A 21,064-nucleotide genomic window follows, 5' to 3' on the forward strand; every position below is an offset into this window, starting at 1 on the left:
TTTGATCATGGCTTACCTGTGCATGTTTCTAAATTGTGATTCTTGTTGAGAATCCTGCTGAATTTGATGATGCATATCAACAACAGATTGAACCTTATCAAGTGCCTGTAACTGTTGCTCTGAAACGTTAGGCGATAAAACTCCATCAGTGAGAACAGTCTCGCCGTTTTTGGCACGAACAATTACATTATCGCCAAGGCGTTCAAAATCAAAATTTGTACTTTTAAAACTCTTAGAACCATCAGGGTTATCTTTGCCCAAGATATTCAGCATTGCTTTGACACTCTGTTCAATTGCTTGACCTTTAACATCCTCAACAGCAGCCTGTAGTTCAGTTCGAGTATTGTCAATAGCTGACTTGACACCCATAAGGCTTTGATCAACCGTGTTTTTAACACTATCTACCTGTGTACGTATCTCTTGAGTTAAGTTACCAACTTGTTGATTGAGTTCATTTCTTACACTGTCAGTCTGATATTTAACTTCATCCTTGAAGCTAGTAATTTGTTCATTAATTTGAGATTTAAGTAAAGTAATTTCCTTTCTGAGCTTCGTTACTTCAGGTGTTAGCACATCTTTAATCCGCTCAAAAACATTCTTGGCAGTTTGTTTTACCTTGTTCTCAACCGTACCCACCCAATTTTGAAGAACCGTATTTTGAACTTGTGGTAAAAACCGTTCATTTACCTGTGACAATGCTTTTTGGGTGTTTTCAATCAACTGTTGCTGCTTCTCCAAGGATTTACTCATTTCGGCAACTTGAGCAGCTAGTTGTGATAAAGATTCGGGTGAAAGCTGTTCTGATTTGATACTATCTACAAGTTTTTGTTGTTCGCTTAGTTTTTTCTGCAATACTTGCACTTGTTTTCCTAAAGCTTCTACACTGTAGATTCGCTCATTACTTACAACTTTATTTTTCTGTGATGCCGGAGCTAAACCTAATTTGTCAGTTAGTACTTCTCCATTTTTAATATGGAATACTTTTTCATTACCAATTTTAATAGAAATTGCACCTTGAGAATTTTTCGGGTCAGACAGAGCTTTTTTTAAGTTCTCTACTATCGTCGGCGTTAACAAGTTTTTAGAGGGTGATTCTCCCAACGTTCCTTGATAAACTTTCCTAGAGCTAGAGTAAATATGAATATCCTTGCTGGGATCTAATCCTTTTTCTTTAGCTTTCGCATGGATGAGTTTGAGGAGAGATTCTAAAATTTCTAGATAATCTCGCTTAATCTCTTTAGCTTCGCCATCATCAATCATTATTTTCACCTTTGAGAATTGACTGAATTAACAGTTCAGGATTAATTGCTACTTCTGGTAAAACTATTCCACCGAGTTTATTAAGAACCTGTCTACCTTCAATTTCAATGTAAGCAAATTCTCCATCAATCATCACTGTTATCGATAATGTATTTTTTTCAGCATAAGATGGGACATAATCTTTCATCACACCATTTAATACAAAAATATTGGCATCATCTGCATCGCCACTATAGACTTCAATACACTCAGGAAGATAGTTAGCATCAAAAGGCAAGTTATCCCAACTATCAGCAGTGTTTAAAATCTCGCTCGGATATTTATCTGCTAGGGCTGCTATATCAGGAGGAAGTTTAGCAATTTGTTTTCTGTCATAATCAGAGAACGGGTAAAACTTACTTGGTGACATGAATTTTATCCAGAGAACAGGGAACAGGGAACAGAATTTATCGTTGTAGCTTTTTAATAAGAGCAATAATCATCCGGCTCTCTTCTCGTAGTAAAAGGATAATTAACGGGCAACAGGGAACTCTTAATTGGGAACAGGGACTGTCTGTGACGGGGGATTTAAGCCCCCGTCAAGACTTACCACCTATAGGTGGGGGACTCAGACCCATTGGTGGGGAGAGGGAACAAACGGACGAACTGTTGCCCGTTGCCCGTTCCCTGTTCCCTGTTCCCTGTTCCCTGTTCCCTTTTTCTTGCCTAAATCAGACTTGCATATTCTGATAATTGCTCTTGATTTTCTATCAAAGGTAACAATTTTATCGCGGAGGCTCGGCGAATTTTCATTTCTTCATCTGCTGGAGTTAAGAGAGTAGAGTTTTTAGATAAGAACTTTTGAAACTCGTACCAAGCTTTCACACTGTCAGCTTCCGATTGGATTTCATGCTGAGGAATCTTAATTGATTGCAATATTGGCAAACTTATTTGACCACGAGAACGAAATCCGGGACTAATAATTACTGCTTTTCCCGATGGTAAAGTGTTAAATTGATTGACATCAAATAATTTTCGGGTACTGTTTTGGTCAGAATTAGAAATGCTTGCACCACCCTTGCCTCCTGATGAGCGAGAACGTTGCTTGTATTTAATTTCTTCTTCACCTAAAAACTTACTAAATCGTTCGGCGGCGACATCATCTTGGGGATTAAAGAATGCTTTGGTAGCACAACCACCAAATATTGCATTAGTTGTGTTTTCACCATAAGATTCAATCAGCATTGAGAGATTTTGTAAACCTAAGATAGAAATTAGTCCATCCTCGCGGTTCTGATTCAGCCAATCAACCAGTGCTGGTAAATAAAGAGTCGGTAATTCATCAATCCCCAACACCAAAGGACAAGTACGTTTGTTAGCTACATTCCGACTAACTAATAAATGCAGAATCGAGACAAGCAAAGGGGCAATTACATCACGCTTTTCTTTGTTCATCCCGAAAATCACCATCTGCCGCCCCTTCAAATCCAGTGGAATATTGGTTTTTCCACAGAACGCTGCTAATGCCGAGGGAACCATAAAACGGCTGAACAATCCGCTAGCTGTACCCACAATACTAGCTGCTGTTTCTGGCGACCCTGCAACAGATACAAACTGTGCGAAAGCCTCTCTAACCATGAAGTTTAGATTTTCTGCTTGCTCAATGCGCTTAACTAACTTTGGCAATCCTAGTATCGCTTGGCACATCATGATATCTGGATACTCTGTGCCCTTTGCCAGCATAAAGACGGCTTGGACTAACTGATCTCCAGCATTGGTGAAAAAGCTATTTCCAGAATCTTTATCACCCAATTGAAAGTTGCGATTGAGTGTAATCGCAAGCTGCCGCGCCATTTCGGAATCTTCATTACTGCGAAGAAAGTCTATAGGGTTGGCAACAGCTGATTCTGCAAAGCCTGGGGCAAGCACAGTAACCTGATAACCGCGTTCTATCGCATACCCTGCAAGTATTGGAGCTTGCCCTTTAGATGGAGAATCAGCTGATTCCTGGGAGGCGTATTTGAAATCATATAAAGCCAGAGGTAAGCCCTGATCAATTACAGAGCGAATCAGGGGATTAATCATTGAAAATGACTTTCCACTCCCTGGGCCACCACAAACTAGGATGCCTCGCTGTGCCTCTGGAAAATAAAGGGTTGTTGAATCTTCAGGGATGCAAGTTCTACGGACACCATTAATAACCTCGCTCGTTGTATTCTTGGGAGTTCCCACATACAGCGATACTCGGTTATGCAAGCGTTGCTGGATTTGTTTACACGCCAACTGACGAGCCGCTGTTTTCTCTCTTGTCCCGCCCCACCGCGCTGTCGCTAGCTTGGCAATACCTCCCCTACTATCGATGATTTTGGCGATTACGATCACCGCGCCACAAGCGAGTACCCCTAAACCTGCGGGAGAAAACAGCGCTGATTCAAGTCCTGCGGGAATAAATTGATTTGGCTTAACAATAGTCTTAGGAGTCCCTGTCATCGCCCAGTGCCCACGATAACCAAATCATTCTCACTCACGGGCAACCAGGGAACTGGCCCAATGAAGTAAGGGGTGCAAGTTTTCTGCTGAAATGGCGGTCGCGCACAGATCCTAAAGAATAAGCCAAAGTCGGCAGTCCCAAGGGATTCATTCACTCCAGTTAGCGCCACTTTGAACCCACTACCATACACTAGCCGCCCCGTGGGTTCCTTGCCCCCATTCACGGCGGCTAGAATTCCATAACCACCCGATACTTGTTGGGATGAACCTGATGCCCAACGCTTACCATACAAGCCGCCCTGACTACCAGCAAAATCCCCCATCTCTAAGTATGAGCATTCAATGCCGGGAGGACAGGCGACTGTTAAAGTGCGATCGCCTCTGACAACGCTACCAGATACAAAGTAATTGTTACCTGCCTTTGCATCGCCTTTTTCAGCCGTCCCAAGTACAACCGACGCGATACCCACAACGTCTATCCCAGAGCTAATAGGCTGAGGCATTTTATCAAAGGGCACTTGACTTAATTTAGGAATTTGATTGACTAATGCTTGCTGCCATGATTTAAACTTTCCTAGCTGAGTTTTGGTCAATCCAGGAATTGAATTAAGAGAATACTTACTTAGGTCAATCTTGTCTAGCGTCAAATCTGCGGCTTGAGAATTTGAACTGATAGCCTGAGAAATAGTGCCGCCGCCGCCGCCGTTCTTGGAGAATAGATCGGCTAATGGGGGAACTTCTGATAAGCTCAAATTGCTTAATTCAGGCATTGCTTTAACTAATGTTTTTGGCGTTTGCCATTGGATTAATCCAAAGTCTTTGAGGGTGGGTTTGGTAGTTGTGGCTGTAGTGGGCAAAGCCACCGTGCTAATGGACTTTAAGCTCAAGGCAGACATCTTAAAGGCATCATCTGCATCGCCCAGCATCACAACAGAATCTACTTTTTGCCCTGCTGTCCACGAACGCGAGGGGTCGTAGCCAAAAACTGAAATCAGGTTTTTAGGAATCGTTAAAAATCCTGGTTGCTGGATGGCTGGCAAAGTGTCCCACGTAATTTTCGACCAATCTGGGGCAGCCGTTTTGTACAAGCCTTGGGAATGCTCAATTGTTGGGGTAGTTGTCGGTGTCTGTGCGATTGAGGCAGAAAGGGGAACCAGGGAGGCGATCGCAGTCAGTAGAAAGAGTTTAGATTTCATTATTTTTTTTAAGTAATTGGTCGCTTGCATTTATCTAATTCTTTGCGAATAAACTTAACAAAATTACTCATAATTGCCCCCATTCAAGTAATTGGTTAAAAGTGGTTTTATCAACCTGAGAAAGTGAAATCGCCTCATCTCTAGTCTTGCCACGCCGTAACAATTTAATTGCATCTTGTACCTTGTTCCAGGTGGTAGATCCGGGTTTAACTTGACCTTTCCGCCCAGCTTCTGCCAGCCCAAAAGCGAGGGCATTAGCATCGTTCCTTTGAATCGCGCCGTCTAGCGTAGTCCCAGGATTGGGGCGTAAAACGGCAACAGGCTGAGGCAGAGGGACTTTTATTGTTTGTGGTGGCGGCGAGGGCTGGTGGACTACTGGCGGCGCTGATTGCGGTTTTTCAACTGTTAGAGGAAGTGGCGTTCGCGGACGGGTAATGGGCAATGGGCGATCCGAATCAGATTTAACTACCAAGCTTGTATAGGCTGGGTTGCCTGTGGCGGGAACTATCTTAAACTGATATTGCTTTTGGCTGGTAAGTAGTGTAATTTGAGTGCTACCATCGCCGCTTGTGGACACAGGAAAATCGATTGGGTCAATCTGGCGAAGAAAGATTACGGTCGCTTTACCTCCCGCGCATTCAGAATCGCCGCCTGATGACGGGCATAAACCACCATTTGAGGTAAAAGCAAAGCGACTTGGATCGCCAATCCAAACTTGCTTGATAGTTTCCCCAGTAGACATTAAATTAATAGTTAGTCCATAGCCTTTCCATACTTTTAATTCGATAGCGCTAGAGTTTGCATCATTCTCGTAAACCGTTCGAGCAGGTATCGCCGTTGCTTTTGCCGCGCTAGTTAAGATTAAAAATGCTGCAATAATAGTGGTTTTCTTTAACATTTTTCCATGTTTACCGTAACGTTATTGTGATTAGAGCGATATTGTTTGATTAACGAATATTTGCACTGGCTTACCAACATCGATTACAAATACTTCTTCTCTACCGCTTAACTGTTGAGAACGGGCGACATTTGAACTTTTGATATTATCGAGAATGCTATTAAATGCACCCTCTCCAAAAGCGGCGGATAAATCTTTTTGCTCGTTGGTAGTGGAGCTAGTAAAGAAGCCATTAGAGTTCGTACTAACTTGAGTTACAGGGCGATTCTGTACCTGGGCAGCCTTCGCAACTCCCGCGATGATCGCAGAAATGAAATTGTTACCCAGGTTGCTACCTCTGCGAGACTCTGCTTTTAAGAAACCACCATCCTTGGCCATTATCAGAACGGCATTTTCTGGGAGTTGCTTTTCTTGCGTATCGCCGTTTATATTGACCAATACTGAAACACCGCGCAGCTTGGCAAAGCTCGAACCATTGGACTCTGCTAGTTGAACAACCAGATAAGCGCCTACAGGTACCACATCGCTACCATCTGAGGCTTTTAAGGGTTTTGTTAGTTTCACCAAGTAATTCTGGTTGCCAGTGTCACCAGCGCTCCAAGCGATCGGCGTTTCTAGTCTGCCCTCTGCGGTGCTGCCAACGAGTACGCGAATAGCGTTGTAATTAATGGTAGTGTTCTGGGCGACTTGTGTAGCTCCTCCCGTACCTCCTTCAATTCCATTAGTCTTGATGAGTTTCTCGCCAAGTGACTCATCGACTGAACTCCTGAAACTGCCAGCGTTTGCAGCGAGAAGCCATTGCTGAGTGGGGTCTTGGGTGGGGGCGTTGGTTGCAGCCGTTGGGAACGCCAAAGGAGATTGTCTGATCGGCTGGGCAATTTTGGGCTGGGGCTGGGGTCGAGGCTGGGGAATAGATACTCTAGCCTGGGGGAAAGTGAAGGGCGCTGTCGGCTGACTGGCAACTGGGTAAGAACGTTGTCCGCGCTGCACTGCTTGCATCGGAGGGGTAACGGGTGCGATTGGGGCTGGGGCTAAGGTTGCGCTAGGGGTTGGGGTTGGCAAGCGATCGCGAATCTGCTTTAACTCGTAATTTTGACTAGTCAGAGCAAGCGCTGTTTTATCCTTACCTGTCTCATTTTCCGCCTCTGCTAGGGGCGTTTGCTCTTCTAGGGTTGGCTGCACTTTATTACTGGAAAACTTCAGCACATTCATTGAATTACCGATTAAAGCCCCAATGATTATTACAAAGAGAGAGCAAATCAGGGCAACAACGCCCATTTTTAAGAGTGGAGACTGTGAGACTGTTCGAGTGGTAACGATTTCCTCTGGTGCGGGGTTTTCTTCTCTTTGATCTGAATCATTAATCGAAGAGGTTTTAGCCCCGTTCATGGCGGCAAAATCTTGCGACTCTATCTCAATAGTTGCTGACGCTAAGGGTTCCTGATTTTGGATCATAGGTCTAAATCTTGGATTTTATAAATTTCCAGCCCAGCTTTCCGAACGCGAGAAGCGGTTTCTTGAACCTGGGATGCAAATCTAGGAATGGCAGCCGTATCAATCGCCCTGACGAATACAGTTTTGTTAAAAGCGATGGGCTTACCAACTAAATTGCTGCCTTGGAAAACAACAACCTGGGCTACCATATCTACTTTCCATTGCCCATCCTTAATGCGAGTCGGCTGACTGATTAGGCTGACTTTTAGAATTGATTGCGTAGACCCATTAAAGACATCGGGCGGCGTCAGATTACTTATCTCCTCAAGGAATGGTGCGCGAAAATCTTCTGATAATGCAAAGCCCCAAGCCCATACACTAGTAGTAATCTTGGCTTTTGATGTTGATACCCCCGGATCTAATTTTAATTGTTTGGTGGGGTCTGGATTGTAATCATCGCTTGACTTTGGTAGAGCATTCCAACTTAAAAGTCCGGTCATTGTCTGCCCGACAAAACGTGTAATAGCTTGGGGGGAGCGCTCCTCACTGCCTATAGGAAGAACTCTAATAGATTCGCCATCATGTAGCTCCACAAGGGTGGAAGCTTTAGTTTTAGAAAACGTTGCTATCCGAGCAAAATTAACGACTTCTATTAATAATAAAAGCATTAATAAAACCGCATTGACTATTAAGAAAATTGGGGTGAAATTTAGCTCTTTTCTCTCTAATAATTTCATCTCCTTAACCCCACCGAGAATTTAACCCCACTAGTGAAAGCTGAAAATACAGCCATTCCGCCACCAGTGCCTATAGCTACTGCAAGTAATGGCGAGAAAATCGCTTGCAAAAGTTGCAATAATAAAGGATTGCTAGAAGGTTTGGAGACTATTGCGCTGGCAATAATGCCTACTGTTATCGAGTACGAAATGAGAACCAATGTCAGTCCTAACCAGCCAGACAGCCAAGCGTAAATAGGCTTGCTTTGGAAGGGCAGCAAAGATAGAACTAGGAAGATTGGGGCGGCGAATGCAATCATTAAAAATGACAGTTGGACGATGTATTGAAAAGCTGCTGATAGTCCACTGAGGATTACGTAAACAAAGCCTTGAACTGCGCTATTAATTAGTTCGCCAGTAAGGTCTAAGGGGTTCCAACTTCCGACTCCAGAACCCGCGCCAGTCTTTTCTCTAGCTTGCTGTGCAGATTTTCTGGTATCCTCTACAGCCTTATTGATGCAAAGTTGTTTTTCGCTAAACTCTTGACCCTCTTTCTTCTCCTGACTAAGTTTTTCACAATTAGCTAAAGCTATCTGTGCGGCTAAAATAAAGCTTTGGTCAGCGTTGACATTTCGGATAGCATCTCTCAAATTCACGCCATTTCTAGTAATATTTAGAATGTTTCTATTTAGTCCAGTGGATACATTTTTCAGTGCGATTGTCGTATTGGCGAGAAGGAACCCGTTGTTACTTAGCATGACAATTACTAGCAAAGGTAAAACCATCTCAGAGACAAAATCAAACCCAAAACCTTCTTCTGCATATTTCCGATACCACCCAAAGGAAGCAAAACCAATCATAACCACAGCAGCAAGAGTAGAAACAGCAACAACAGCCGTATAAATTGGGTTTGTTCCTGATGCCAGTTCAGCCCAATCATTCTCAAAGGATTTATAGATTAGGTCTGCACCATTAACCGCCCCTTCAACTATCTCCCCGGCGTTTGTAGTCCCTGTATTTTCCCCCGCTTGCTGTCCCGTAGTTTGAGCAAATAGGATAGTTAATAATGCCAGCATTATTGATTTTTCCAGAATGAATCGTTAGCGGCGGCAGATTGGATGATTTGACGGGTAGCAGCGTTAGATTCCTGATCCTTCGCCGCCGCTTGCTCATCCATGCGACTAGAAATGTCAGCAAGATTAATATTGGTAACTGCCAAAGAACGGGATTGTTTTTGAGCTTCTGAGTGAAGGGATTTTGCAATCACAGCGCTTTGTAAGTTTTGAGTCGCCATCTTTTTGAGAATGTCTTGGGTGATGACATCATCTTGAGCGGCATTAGCATTTTCGCTTGATTGGGAGGTAGCATCATTAGTGGTTTCTGCCTCCTGTGATTGGACTTTTTGTCCTTCAGCACCAAGAACTGATTGAGACTGTCCGCGTGTATATTGTTGGTTCCAATCCTTGATGGCATTATCAGCTTGAATGCGTGGATCTAGTATTAGTAAATCCCCTTCTTGTTTTTCTATGACTTTCTCAATGTTCTTACCAGCTTTTAGAGGATCGGGAATACCTAAATCTCCAACACTAGACTCAATCGCCTGATTTAATTCTGCTGACAACTTGCCCAAACTTTTAGAAAACTCTTTCTGGTAATTACTAATGTAAGCCTGTAAACTACTGTAAATTTGTTGAAATTGAGTCAGAAAAGATTGGTTTTGATTTGTTTGGGCGTTAGCTGGGAGACTAGAAAAGGATATCAAAACCACTGTGCTTGAGATTACGATCAATCGTTTGGGATCTTTCATACAAATTATCCATGTCTACTACAAAAGGTTTTTTGGTACAGTAGGATTCGACAGTCGCTTGTTTTTTTGATTTATCGAAGGACACGACTGAAACCATTAATGTTTTTGGCAATGTTTCCTTATTTAACAAGCTCGTAAAAAAGGGGTCGTCAAAGGGCTTTGCATTAGGCGGAAGGGTGGAAGACTGCGATCTCAAAATCATCACGTAATCTCCAGGATCAGCCGATTCCGAATTAATCCCAGGTTGTTCTAACCCCGGAAGGATCTTATTTTGATACTTCACTGCTTTTAAACTAGGACTGAATCTAACGGCATCTTCACCCAATTCTATGTACACCCCGCAGTCATTCTTTGCGTTTCTCATACGTTTTTCATATTGAGCTTGATTGTATTGCCAAACCTGAAAGCTTCCTATTGACGCAACACCCGTGAGGATTGCCAGCAATAACTTATTTTGAATGGCTAATGATAGTACCTTCATAACGGTTTTCCCTGTTTGATGCAGTCAACATAATACTTAGAAAATTCTGCCACCCAGGTGAACTTGTTGCTGTGAATTTTCTTGAACTTATCTCGCGTGGCTTGTTCTTCTCTGCTATTAGCGACCAACGCCAGCAGGGGATATGAGGGATAATAGCGACAGCGCACATACTTGTTGTTGTAGTCGAGCAACCACAACGTATATAGCTGCTGAATATTGGGGACAAAGCTTTCGTTTTTATCGATAATTTCTCTAGGGATGCCCAGCAACTCAGAGAAGCTATTAGCCGCGCCTGGGACAATGCGCCCAATCAACCGCAATGGCATATTTTGTAATATTTGTTCTCCTGCTGAGGATTTGGCGATAGAGATAACGTCCTGCGCCGCCAGAAACACCCGACAGCCTTGCTTTCGAGCCGTAGCGCATTTCCGACCCGCAAGCCGCGACAATGCGGAAAATCCCAGCAATACGCTAGCCTCATCCATAAAGAACACGCTGTTGGGCGAGGAGAGGGATTGACGGGACGCGGCGATGTACGCAGACATTCCAAATACCTCTGCATCCTTGCCTGATTGCAGATTAGTCAGTGCAAAGGTAATCAACTGGCTATCAGCCTGGAAGGTTGAAGGCTTGCAGATAGCGCTACCAATGCTACTAGCTTGCCAGTACTGAAGCCGCAAGCGGATGTAATTTAACGCTTTTTCTACATTGTCGTCCTGATAGCCTAAATAAATGTACGCAAGCGAGAAGAATTTCTCCATATCTGCCAATGTCGGGGTATCCGCCCACTCTGGGGTATTTATCCCTGCTTTTCGCGCTAATTCAAATCGCTCCTTGATGTCGGCATCTTCGTAAAAGGCTTTTGTACCTAAAGGGATTACAGATTCTATAGTTTGTGATAACAACCCATCAAACTTTTGCGTTCCTAAAACTAATTGAAGTACGATTAAATTAATATCATTTCGATGGGCTTTTGTCCTTTCCTCCCATTGCGACTCAGGAATCTTTGATAGGTCTAGCGGTTGTACAAGATTGTTTGATTCCTTTGAGATATCAAAGTAAAATCCATTAAAGTAGGGCGTGAAGTCTCCAAAGGTTCCTGAACCATCATCATTTGGCAAGTCAATCATTAATACTGACATTCCCAACGCCAAGCATTGATAAATAATAGAGGCAATTATTACCGATTTCCCACTCCCGGTAGTGCCAATTACCATCATATTTTTCGGCTTTGATAGGTCAATATGAACTGATGATTGCCCCTCATCAGCTACTAATTCAAAGCCTTGTTTGTCACCGTTAGCTGTCTGGACTACTGGAGTTAAACCAATCACTTCACTAGCAAAGAAAGTAGCTCGGCGGTTGAAAGGAAATGTTAACTGGGGTCTTTGTCTCAACAGCAAAGTGTCGAGCCAGATTGACCATGTATACTGCATTTCTCTAATCAACTCCGCAGGTTGATTGATATAGCCGGAAATTAACCGACAAGCGTCATCAATTTCTTCTGGAGAGTTGCGATAGACTAAAATAGTAACTGCTACATTTTCCGGGATATCTCCTGTATAAAGTTGTTTCTGAGCATCGACTGACCGCTCCGTATTAATTTGCGCTCCTACGTCAATAGTCTTTTTTCTAGCGCTAGCGGAGGCATTTATTGACCGCCTCGTAATCAATTGTTGGGTAAGCCTAATCATTTTTTGATCGGCTGGGCTAATCTCTGTTATTATCTCGACATCATAAATAACCTCGCGTGAGAATACGTCCCATAAAAAGCGTACTTGCTGATAGGTTGAAGCAAATACCTCTGGTTTTTGGGCAAGCGTCATTACGCCGATATACTTCTTTTTGTCAGTACTCTGGTGGGGCAAACATACCCAGCGCCTATCAGCGTGAGGTATGCCGTTATTCAGAAGTACGGATGTAGCGTGCAATTGATCGTTATACCGCGATGGGTTGGGCGCGGCTTCGTTAATCTCCTCTCTTAATTTACCTGTATCATAAACCAAGGTATGGGGCACTTTTACAGCCTTCGCACCCATTCTATCAACTAGGTCGTCCCACAATTGCTTGTCTGATTTTGGCGAGGGGAACAAGCCCATTTCAGATAGTATTTGTTGATGCCGCAAAGAGACTATTATCGCTTTTTCAAGAACTTGAATTAAGTTTTGAAGAGTCAGTTCGGTTGCTCCTGTTGGGGTGAATTTGCGCTGTAAAAAGTTTGCCAGTTTAACTATCGCTCTATCTACCGCGTCACCACCTTCGGTACCTCCTGGGCGGACAGTGAAAGTCGTGTAAATACTGAGCTTGATATCCTTGCGCTGATGGTTACGTGTGAGTTCCTGCATTCGGGCAACTTGCCCCCAATCAAGAAACTCACTCTCAGCAGATACAGGGCTATCTAGTCTCTGGCGATAGCTTTCAATCACTTTGTCTTCGTCGCAAAATGAAGACCAACGAAAGGTGAATTTCTCGCCCTCGGAGAACTCTTTACAGCCGTTCTCAAAAGCCTTGGCAATTCCCTCTAGTCTCTCTGATGAATTAAACAGTGGGTGAAAGCCAGTGCATTCATATCCGAATACTAATTGCAGCGTGTTGTTAGTGTCGCTTACTTGTTTTTTGCTCAACAAGTAAGCTCCGATTTGATAGTTCTCCTTTTTTAGTTTTACTAATGTTGCTAAGTCTAAAAAGTCTTCAAAGGGTACTATTTTTTGATTACGAATACTGCTTTTTACCATAGTTTAGGCATCCCCTTGTTACCCACCCTTTTTTTGTTTTGGGGCGAAGTATATCTGATATAGCCGCGAGTAAAAGTGGGGACGCTGGGAAAGATTCTTGACCAGAACAAGTAAGGACGTTTGCCAGATAAAACTATCACCGTGGCACTCAACCAAACCCCAGCCAGCAGTCCCCAAATTATTCCCGCCCCAAACATAATCGCTATGATGAAGCCCACGCCAAACATAAATAAGGCGACTGCAAACTGAAAGCCAGTAAAAGTGCCTATTGTTGCATTTTGACCCAGTGACTGATTCACCCGTTTCATCGGCGATTTATTAGACTCGCTCATCACTAGCAAGCGGCTGTAACGCCGTTAAATAAGATACTTTGAGCAATCCAAAGCACCAGGATTATGAAAAACACGCCTACGGGCTGTTGAACCATCTGCGTTACTTCCTGCCCTTCACCAATGCCGTTGGCAACCTTAAGCCCAGAAGCCACAAAGTATACAAACAAAAGCACTGTGATGGTTGCATTTATAACTGCCGGAAGTGCTTGAATCGCAGCCGCGCCGCCAGCCGCACCACCACCAATACCGCCAGCGCCGCCGAACATACAAGTCATTGCCACCTGGGCCGAATCGAACAAGCCCCACCCATAAGAGGGCATTGACTGCATGACAATGATTGTCGCCGTACCGGCAGCGTTTATGTGATGCTGATACTTGCGCCCAATCGCCGCGCTAGCCTTAGCCAGAACTTGAGTTTGTGTTCTTCGCACAGAATTGTTGGATGCCAAGGCAATTACTCCTTTTTTCATTGTTCTAGGAAAAATCTAAAAATCACCTTATTACCGAAGTTGGAAGCAACAAAAAATCTACTTCCAACTTCCCACTTCTGACTTGTTTAATGCTCGTTGTTGAAATTCAATTTCTATGTCAGCTAAAGTATGTTCCCTAGCTAGTGAGCGAATTTCCTGAAGTACTGTAATGTGACACTCGTATAGCTTTGCATAGCCATCTAGACCACCTGTTTTTTTGTTGGTGAATTTCTGGAACTCTGGCAAGTACTTCCGAGCTATGTTCAAATATGCTTGTAGTTGTCTTGCAGAAACCTTTGGCTTTAACATCGCCGCAACTTCTGGTCTTGTTAGTTCTTCATTTTGCCAGGTAAACCTCCCTATCCCCATGACTCTGAGAACTTCTTGGAACTTCTAACTATACATAAAATACCCGCCTTTTTTGTGGCGGGGAAGGGGACATTTTACCCAGTTAGGAAACATTTATAGGTAAAAAGCAACTATTTTTTTTCCTTCGCGTTCCCACTTCTCATTCAAAAGCCAGCAAGTTATATGAACAACCTTCATTGGATTTCGATGCTTTTTTCCACACCTGAACCAGCTTCGGACGGTATCGTAACTTTCGTATCCTAATACGAACGCCATCTCTTGATAAGTTAATTTCCACTTCTTCTTAAACTCTATTGGGTGCATAGTATTTATTTGATACTTGCATAAGGAACTTATTTAATATTTATAACATAATTAATTAGTCAAATCTTTATAATTTTGTGTCAAAGGATAAATAATCTTATTATATTTATTTATCTTAATATCTTGATAAAATATATTAGCTATTATCGGATTTATCCAATTTATCTATAATAGAGATATTCTTTTTTAACCAATCAACTTTATGTCCAACACAGATACTAATTTTCATCAACTCTTTCAACCCAAAAGTCAAGTTAATGAAGATAACGAAAATCCCACGCTATTATTCAATCGCCTAACTCCTACTGATGACCAAATCAAAAACTGGCTACAGTCACCACAAATCAAACAGTGGCTTACAAAGCTACTAATGGGCATACCGAATAATCTCAAGACAGAAGCGATAAATACCATAATCAAGAATGTTATACAAAACCCAGACAAAGACTCTCAAGTACAGTTCGGTAGTTCAACTATTGGAGTTGATGTTTTGCGGTGGCAGCTTTGGGCATCCTATAAATTACCTTACGCCAGTGGAATCAAAACTCCTGATTGCCCCTACACTTTAAAGAAACATTTGGATACTCCCGACTAACTTCCCAGATCACATAATCCCGAAGTTTCATTAAATTCCCACACAATACCCGATCTATTCTTACCAAAACTACCATGCTTAACTGCGAACTGAGAATTGCTTCCACTATCTCACAAACAGCAATGACAAATAAATAGATAAAAGTACGATTTTAATCCGTACTTCCGTCTCTTGATTTTTAATCAATCATCGTTATATTTTGTCGGGTTAAGTTTTTGCAATGCAACAGGCGATCGCACATCTTAAGGGCAGGTACGCCATCGCTTGACTGCCATTAACTTAGTAGATGACTAAATCTTGTATTGAAGCCAAATTTGATGACGTTAACAGAAACATTTCTTTACATCCCTTTTAGGGGTTAAGCAAAAATAAATTGAACAAACCTTTTTTGGGGTATCTGTCTTGGCAACACTATAAATCGTGGGGTATCGAAGGTTTGTTCAATTTATTCCAGCGAGGATGCTTAGGCGATCGCCCATCGCCCATGAACAGCTTTCATTGCACAAGGAGATTCTTTAGAGTTCGTAAGCCAATTGGATTTTCGATTTGAGACGATGAGTTAGCTTTAGAGCTACCCTTGTAGAAGAACAGAATCTCTCAACTACTCTTTGACTCATGATCAGGCTCCTTCAAGTCGAAAAATTTCCGATTCTGATGTTGCCGGAAATCGAGGCGTATTTAGAAAGTGGACTATTTCGTGGAATCGGCAAGAAAACTGCTCAAACCTTGGTCAACTGTTTTGGAACTGAGACTTTATCGATATTAGATAACAACCCCGAAAAACTTTACACTGTTCCCGGACTAACTCAATATCGTATTGATGGTATTACCAAAGCTTGGTCAGAGAGTAAAAAGAATCCGAACTTGGGAGTGATTACCCAACTTTTGGCTGTGGGAACTTCATTGAAGTTAGCTTTGAAAATTTGTGACTATTACGGACACAAAACTGCAAATGTACTTCAGAACAACCCTTACAGATTAATTGATGACATTGACGGCATCGGTTTTAAGACTGCTGATGAATTAGCCATATCTCTTGGTATCCCGCTATACAGCGATACTCGTTATATCTCAGCTTTAATCCATGTTTTAAAATCCGGCTTACGTGAAGGGAATTGTTTTTTACCGTCTGAGCAATTAGTAAGTATTGCAACTTCCCTGCTTTCTTCACCACAGCATACGCCCGATGTTCAATTTTTAAATACAATTATTCAACAGTTACTCGAAAAGGGGACTTTAGTTTCGGGTGATGTTGGTAATAGTGTTTATCTCAAAGCTGCTTATCGGGCTGAACTTTCTGTGACTTTGAAGATTCTTGCTCTCCTTGAACAACCAACTCACCCCACTGAACATTTAGAACACTGGTTAGCCGAATTCCAAACTACTGACTATCGCCAACTTTCACTTTTAAGTGATGAACAAATCAGCGCCTTGATGATGGCAGCTAAACATCCAATTAGCATTATTACTGGTGGCCCTGGTCGAGGGAAAACTTATGTACTGAAAACCATTATTGAATGGTTTATGCATACTGATAAAGCGATTGCACTTGCCGCTCCAACAGGGAAAGCTGCTAACCGGATGAAAGATGCTACAGGCATTGAAGCAACTACTATTCACCGTTTATTGCAATGGCAGGGGCATCAACAGGTTTTTCTTTATAACGAGGATAATCTTCTAAATCTTGATTGTCTAATCATTGATGAATTTTCAATGGTTGACATATTTCTGTTCAATTCGCTGCTCAAAGCCTTGGACAAAAAAACCAGAATTGTACTGGTAGGGGACTTTGATCAATTACCCAGTATTGGCGCGGGAATGGTCTTGCGGGATTTAATTGTTTCTGAACTCGTGCCAACAACTTTCTTACAGACGATTTATCGTCAACGGCACGAAAGCCCGATTATCTATGCCGCTAATGATGTCAATTCTGGCATAGTACCCACACTGCACAATTTTAATCAGGTTTCTGATTGGATGGATGTCGGTGACTGTGCAATGATTCAAAAAGATTCGCCCCAAGCGACCTCCCAAGCCATCGTTGAGTTGGTTAAAGCTATTGGCCAGTCAGGTGTTGATTTAAATCAACAACTAATAATCTTAGCGCCTCAAAAACAAGGAGACTGTGGAGTTCACAATCTCAATCAGCTTCTTGCCCCTATCTTTAACCCAAAACAAGAAAATCAACCACAAATTGTCTCTGGGTCAGTTATCTACCGAGTCGGCGATCGCGTAATCCAACTGAAAAACCGTTATGAAACTGTCCCGCCTGTGATGAATGGCGAGATCGGTCAGGTTATTGCTGTGGAGCCGGAAAAATTTTTGGTTACGATTTCTTGGGAGGGCGGTGCAGTTGTTAATTATTATCCTGGAGACTTCGAGCAAATTATGCACTCGTTTTGTATAACTTGTCACAAGAGTCAAGGTAGCCAATTTCCTTATGTGATTTTCCCATTGGTCAGGGCTAATTACCGGATGTTAACCCGTCAGCTGCTCTACACGACTATGACTCGCGCAATGGGTACATTCATCGCAGTTGGACAGCATGAAGCATTGAAAACTGCTGTCGCTACTGATAAACCCGCCCAGCGTTTTACTGGACTAACCAATCTCCTCATTTCACCTGTTGAGCAACTTAGTGAAATCTGGCAGAGTTTGAGCAACACCAGAAAAACCACTTGTGCGGCAACATCTGCGTCTACTGTTACTGTCGCTTCTAGGCTACAACAACGCCAACTGACTGCAACACAAGGACAGATGACTACTATTGGTAGTCTTGCACTACAAATGTATGAGTCTAAATATGGTTATCGTCCGTCAAAACAGCCCGAACTTGTCGGCAAGTTTCGCTTTAATACTTATCACTATGAAACTACCGCAATTGAGTTAATTGATTCAGCAATTGACGCAGTTCTGCTCCAATAATAAAACCCATGCCCAAAATGAGAACAACGGTCGCATCCAACCAGACTACTCTTGAAGTACACTTTTAACATTTATGGCTATTCCAGCAGCACAGTTAAAGATCGGGCAATCGGTGAAGTATCTGATCGGTACTCGAAGCGGCATGAGTGCAGCAATAACTGATATCAGCAAATCATCTCTTAGTCTCAAAAATACTCATATTGTTACTTTGACTTTCGATGACGATTCATTGCCAAATCACTTAAAAACACAACAACTAACTGTTTATGACGAATTGCTTGAAGGTTGTGAAATAATTACATTTTAAAAAATTAAAATATCGTTGGTTGCTCGGCATCGCAATTTGCCGACCAATGGTCGGCAAAAACTTAATTATGATTCTCAAAAACTAATCCTTTATATGAGCCAAGATCAAGGGTGTTAAAAAGAGCGGGAATTTGCAGACCACCATACCAAACGATGTCTGTGCCTTCCCTTATGCCCTCTGTATAAATGCGTCTTTGTAATATAAAGTACTTTTATTTACGCAATTCTAATTACTGTAGGCATCGCTATGCAGTATAATTTTCTGTATTATACTCATCTAGGTAAATAGGCTAAATAAACCTCCCATCAACTTATTTTTTTACCTAGATAAGTATCATGATACAGCACAGGAATTTCATTCCATGTTAAAGTTGTATTTTTAACTGTGTAATTTACGACATCATAGACTAACTCGCAATCACCTAAACTCGTAAATAGAATTCATTAAAGTAAAATGGCACATCAAATTGGGATAATCTCTTTTAGTCGTAAATATTTTTACCCCTGACCAAGATGCCAGCGCCTTTAAAAGTTGACCTGTCACCAATAGAAGATCAAGCCCTACTAGCACTCACTCAAGCAAAAGGTATACCACCAAGAACTCAAAGTCGTGCCACTGTACTACGCTTATCAGCCGCTGGATGGACAGTGCTAAAGATCGCACAATACTTAAAATGGCATCCACAGACTGTACGCGACACAATTCATCGCTGGTACTGGGGCAAACTCGATAGTTTGTGGGATTGTTCGCGTCCGGGTCGCCGTCGCCGATGGCATAACCCAAATATCAAGTCTCTGCTTCAATTCAAAATATCTTTATTTAGCTATCAACTTATTTTTATTTTATTTTCTTACATCTCTTACATCTATTTAATGCTATTTCTCCACAGTCATGGCGTTTCTAATACTTATGCAGTCAAAATTTACAGGCAGTACAAGGATGAAGCACTCGCTACTCTCACCAGCAATCCCTACCAGTTAGCTGCTGACATCTACGGTATTGGTTTTCTGAGAACTGATAAAATTGCCTTTAATTTAGGAGTTGCAGCTGATAGTCAGTTCCGTTACCGTGCTGGTTTAATTCATGTTTTGAACGAAGCTGCTGCCGATGGGCATTGCTATTTACCCCAGCCAAAACTCATTGAGAATGTTATCAAACTGCTAACTACAGCAGATCACACACCCGAAGAAAATGCCCTCGCTGATATTATCAAAGACATGGCACTCAAGGATGACTTAATCCGCGAGAAAAGCTCAGACCAAACCCTGCTATGTTATCTACCAACCTACTTTCACACCGAACAGAACCTTGCTCAATTAATACAATCTAGATTTTGCCAACCAGTTGCACAAGATATGCCTCGTGTTCGCGCCTGGATTGAGCGCTTCACCAAGAGTCATAAAATCAAACTTTCACCACAGCAACGGCTAGCGGTAGAAATGGCTGCATATTCAAGGGTAATGATTCTTACTGGTGGCCCCGGTTGCGGTAAAACTTTCACCACCCACACCATAGTCTCTCTGTGGAAAGCAATGGGCAAATCTATCGCCTTAGCTGCGCCAACTGGACGCGCTGCTCAACGCCTGAGTCAAATCACACAACTCGAAGCCAAGACCATACACTGCTTGTTGGAATTTGACCCAAAGACAATGGGCTTCTTACGCGATAATCAAAACCCTTTACCCCATACCGCAATTGTCGCGCTAGAAGCTAGTATGCTCGATTTGTTTCTGGCATCTTCTTTGCTAAAGGCGATACAATACGGTTCCCAACTACTGCTAGTGGGTGACATTGACCAGTTACCCTCTGTCGGGCCCGGTCAAATCCTTGCTGACTTGATTAATTCTGGTCACGTTCCGGTGGTGCGGTTGACCAAGGTATTTAGGCAAGCCCAACAGAGCGCAATTATCACCGCTGCTCACCAAATTAACCGAAGCCAGTTTCCCACAATTGAACCGATTTCCGATAATCCCGTGTCTGAATGTCTGTGGCACGGCGGCGGTCATCACCCCAAACATGGTGTTAAAGCAATATCCGAAATCATTACAGACTTGATTCCCCGCCTGGGTTACAATCGAGCTACTGATGTGCAAGTGCTTTCCCCCATGTCGCGGGGTTTGCTTGGGACTCGTAACCTCAATACCGTATTACAGCAGTTGATTAATCCGCCCAGTCCCGACAAAGTAGAGATTACCACGGGCGGGAATTTATTACGAGAAGGCGATCGGATCATTCAACTGACTAATGATTATAATCACGATATTTTTAATGGCGACTTCGGAATTATCAAGGCCATTGATCCTGAAGAGATGGAAGTTACTGTACAGTATGGTAAGCATACTGTCGTTAGAACCAGAGCAGACTTAAATCAAATTGCCCTCGCCTGGAGCTTCACCATTCATCAAAGCCAGGGTTCAGAATATCCGGTAGTAATTCTGCCAATTTATACGCAGCCTTATATGATGTTGTCTCGTAAACAGTTGTACACAGCATTAACTTGTGCCAAGCAGTTAGCGATTGTCGTTGGTTCCAAGAAAGCGATATCCAAGGCTTTGCGTTCTAGTGACGGCCAACTGCGATATACGCGATTACAGCAGCGGTTGGAAAGCGCTTTTTTGCAACCGACGATTGCAATTTAGAAATGTTCAACTTGACAATTTCACCCCGCTTGCGGTTGTTGCTCTCAATCAAGAGTGAGAAATCTGGTAGCTAGCCCGCATTTCTCACTCTTCTCAAGGCGTTTGATGGAGCAGAAGAGAAGTAATGA

The 21,064-nt window shown here is 42.7% G+C and carries 18 protein-coding genes; 4 read left to right on the forward strand and 14 right to left on the reverse strand.

The window, feature by feature from the left end:
* Window positions 1-12: 12 nt before the first annotated feature.
* The 14 genes from VB732_RS25700 to VB732_RS25765 all read right to left on the reverse strand — a co-directional run bounded on the left by VB732_RS25700 (window position 13) and on the right by VB732_RS25765 (window position 14,167).
* Window positions 13-1,260 carry a hypothetical protein gene (locus tag VB732_RS25700; RefSeq protein WP_323233718.1) on the reverse strand — a complete coding sequence of 416 codons (1,248 nt, stop codon included), beginning with the start codon at window positions 1,258-1,260 and terminating at the stop codon, window positions 13-15.
* Window positions 1,253-1,669 carry a hypothetical protein gene (locus VB732_RS25705; protein WP_323233719.1) on the reverse strand — a complete coding sequence of 139 codons (417 nt, stop codon included), beginning with the start codon at window positions 1,667-1,669 and terminating at the stop codon, window positions 1,253-1,255. Before VB732_RS25705 ends, VB732_RS25700 begins: the two co-directional genes overlap by 8 nt.
* Window positions 1,670-1,965: 296 nt before the next feature.
* Entirely contained in the window at window positions 1,966-3,729 is a 1,764-nt protein-coding gene (locus VB732_RS25710) for a type IV secretory system conjugative DNA transfer family protein (protein ID WP_323233720.1), read from the reverse strand.
* Window positions 3,726-4,925: a hypothetical protein gene (locus VB732_RS25715; RefSeq protein ID WP_323233721.1), complete on the reverse strand. Its 1,200-nt coding sequence runs from the start codon at window positions 4,923-4,925 to the stop codon at window positions 3,726-3,728. The genes VB732_RS25710 and VB732_RS25715 overlap by 4 nt, the downstream gene beginning before the upstream one ends.
* 67 nt (window positions 4,926-4,992) lie before the next feature.
* Window positions 4,993-5,823, reverse strand: coding sequence for a hypothetical protein (locus VB732_RS25720; RefSeq protein ID WP_323233722.1), 831 nt, complete (start codon window positions 5,821-5,823; stop codon window positions 4,993-4,995).
* A gap of 30 nt (window positions 5,824-5,853) precedes the next feature.
* Entirely contained in the window at window positions 5,854-7,278 is a 1,425-nt protein-coding gene (locus tag VB732_RS25725; RefSeq protein WP_323233723.1) for a hypothetical protein, read from the reverse strand.
* Window positions 7,275-7,925, reverse strand: coding sequence for a hypothetical protein (locus tag VB732_RS25730; protein ID WP_323233724.1), 651 nt, complete (start codon window positions 7,923-7,925; stop codon window positions 7,275-7,277). The genes VB732_RS25725 and VB732_RS25730 overlap by 4 nt, the downstream gene beginning before the upstream one ends.
* A gap of 65 nt (window positions 7,926-7,990) precedes the next feature.
* Window positions 7,991-9,049: a hypothetical protein gene (locus tag VB732_RS25735; RefSeq protein ID WP_104902157.1), complete on the reverse strand. Its 1,059-nt coding sequence runs from the start codon at window positions 9,047-9,049 to the stop codon at window positions 7,991-7,993.
* Entirely contained in the window at window positions 9,049-9,741 is a 693-nt protein-coding gene (locus VB732_RS25740; protein WP_104902156.1) for a hypothetical protein, read from the reverse strand. Before VB732_RS25740 ends, VB732_RS25735 begins: the two co-directional genes overlap by 1 nt.
* Complete coding sequence (locus tag VB732_RS25745; RefSeq protein WP_104902155.1) at window positions 9,719-10,261, reverse strand: hypothetical protein; 543 nt, start codon at window positions 10,259-10,261, stop codon at window positions 9,719-9,721. The genes VB732_RS25740 and VB732_RS25745 overlap by 23 nt, the downstream gene beginning before the upstream one ends.
* Window positions 10,258-12,996 (reverse strand): AAA family ATPase, encoded by a 2,739-nt coding sequence (locus VB732_RS25750; RefSeq protein ID WP_323233725.1) that lies wholly within the window; start codon window positions 12,994-12,996, stop codon window positions 10,258-10,260. Before VB732_RS25750 ends, VB732_RS25745 begins: the two co-directional genes overlap by 4 nt.
* Window positions 12,990-13,328: a hypothetical protein gene (locus tag VB732_RS25755; protein WP_323233726.1), complete on the reverse strand. Its 339-nt coding sequence runs from the start codon at window positions 13,326-13,328 to the stop codon at window positions 12,990-12,992. Before VB732_RS25755 ends, VB732_RS25750 begins: the two co-directional genes overlap by 7 nt.
* Window positions 13,329-13,330: 2 nt before the next feature.
* The gene (locus tag VB732_RS25760; RefSeq protein ID WP_323233727.1) at window positions 13,331-13,798 is read right to left on the reverse strand and encodes a hypothetical protein; all 468 of its coding nucleotides are present in this window, start codon (window positions 13,796-13,798) and stop codon (window positions 13,331-13,333) included.
* A gap of 57 nt (window positions 13,799-13,855) precedes the next feature.
* Window positions 13,856-14,167 (reverse strand): hypothetical protein, encoded by a 312-nt coding sequence (locus tag VB732_RS25765; protein ID WP_190900919.1) that lies wholly within the window; start codon window positions 14,165-14,167, stop codon window positions 13,856-13,858.
* A 505-nt stretch (window positions 14,168-14,672) separates the two neighbouring features.
* Between VB732_RS25765 and VB732_RS25770 the strand changes: the two genes are divergently transcribed.
* The 4 genes from VB732_RS25770 to VB732_RS25785 all read left to right on the forward strand — a co-directional run bounded on the left by VB732_RS25770 (window position 14,673) and on the right by VB732_RS25785 (window position 20,936).
* Window positions 14,673-15,065 carry a hypothetical protein gene (locus VB732_RS25770; RefSeq protein WP_323233728.1) on the forward strand — a complete coding sequence of 131 codons (393 nt, stop codon included), beginning with the start codon at window positions 14,673-14,675 and terminating at the stop codon, window positions 15,063-15,065.
* A 615-nt stretch (window positions 15,066-15,680) separates the two neighbouring features.
* Window positions 15,681-17,990, forward strand: coding sequence for an ATP-dependent RecD-like DNA helicase (locus VB732_RS25775; protein WP_323233729.1), 2,310 nt, complete (start codon window positions 15,681-15,683; stop codon window positions 17,988-17,990).
* Window positions 17,991-18,063: 73 nt separating this feature from the next.
* Window positions 18,064-18,297, forward strand: a complete 234-nt coding sequence (locus tag VB732_RS25780; protein WP_292720552.1) for a hypothetical protein — start codon at window positions 18,064-18,066, stop codon at window positions 18,295-18,297.
* 512 nt (window positions 18,298-18,809) lie between these two features.
* Window positions 18,810-20,936, forward strand: a complete 2,127-nt coding sequence (locus VB732_RS25785) for an AAA family ATPase (RefSeq protein WP_323233730.1) — start codon at window positions 18,810-18,812, stop codon at window positions 20,934-20,936.
* The last annotated feature ends 128 nt before the right edge of the window (window positions 20,937-21,064 follow it).

Source organism: Nostoc sp. UHCC 0252 (assembly GCF_034931145.1).
Classification (GTDB): domain Bacteria; phylum Cyanobacteriota; class Cyanobacteriia; order Cyanobacteriales; family Nostocaceae; genus Nostoc.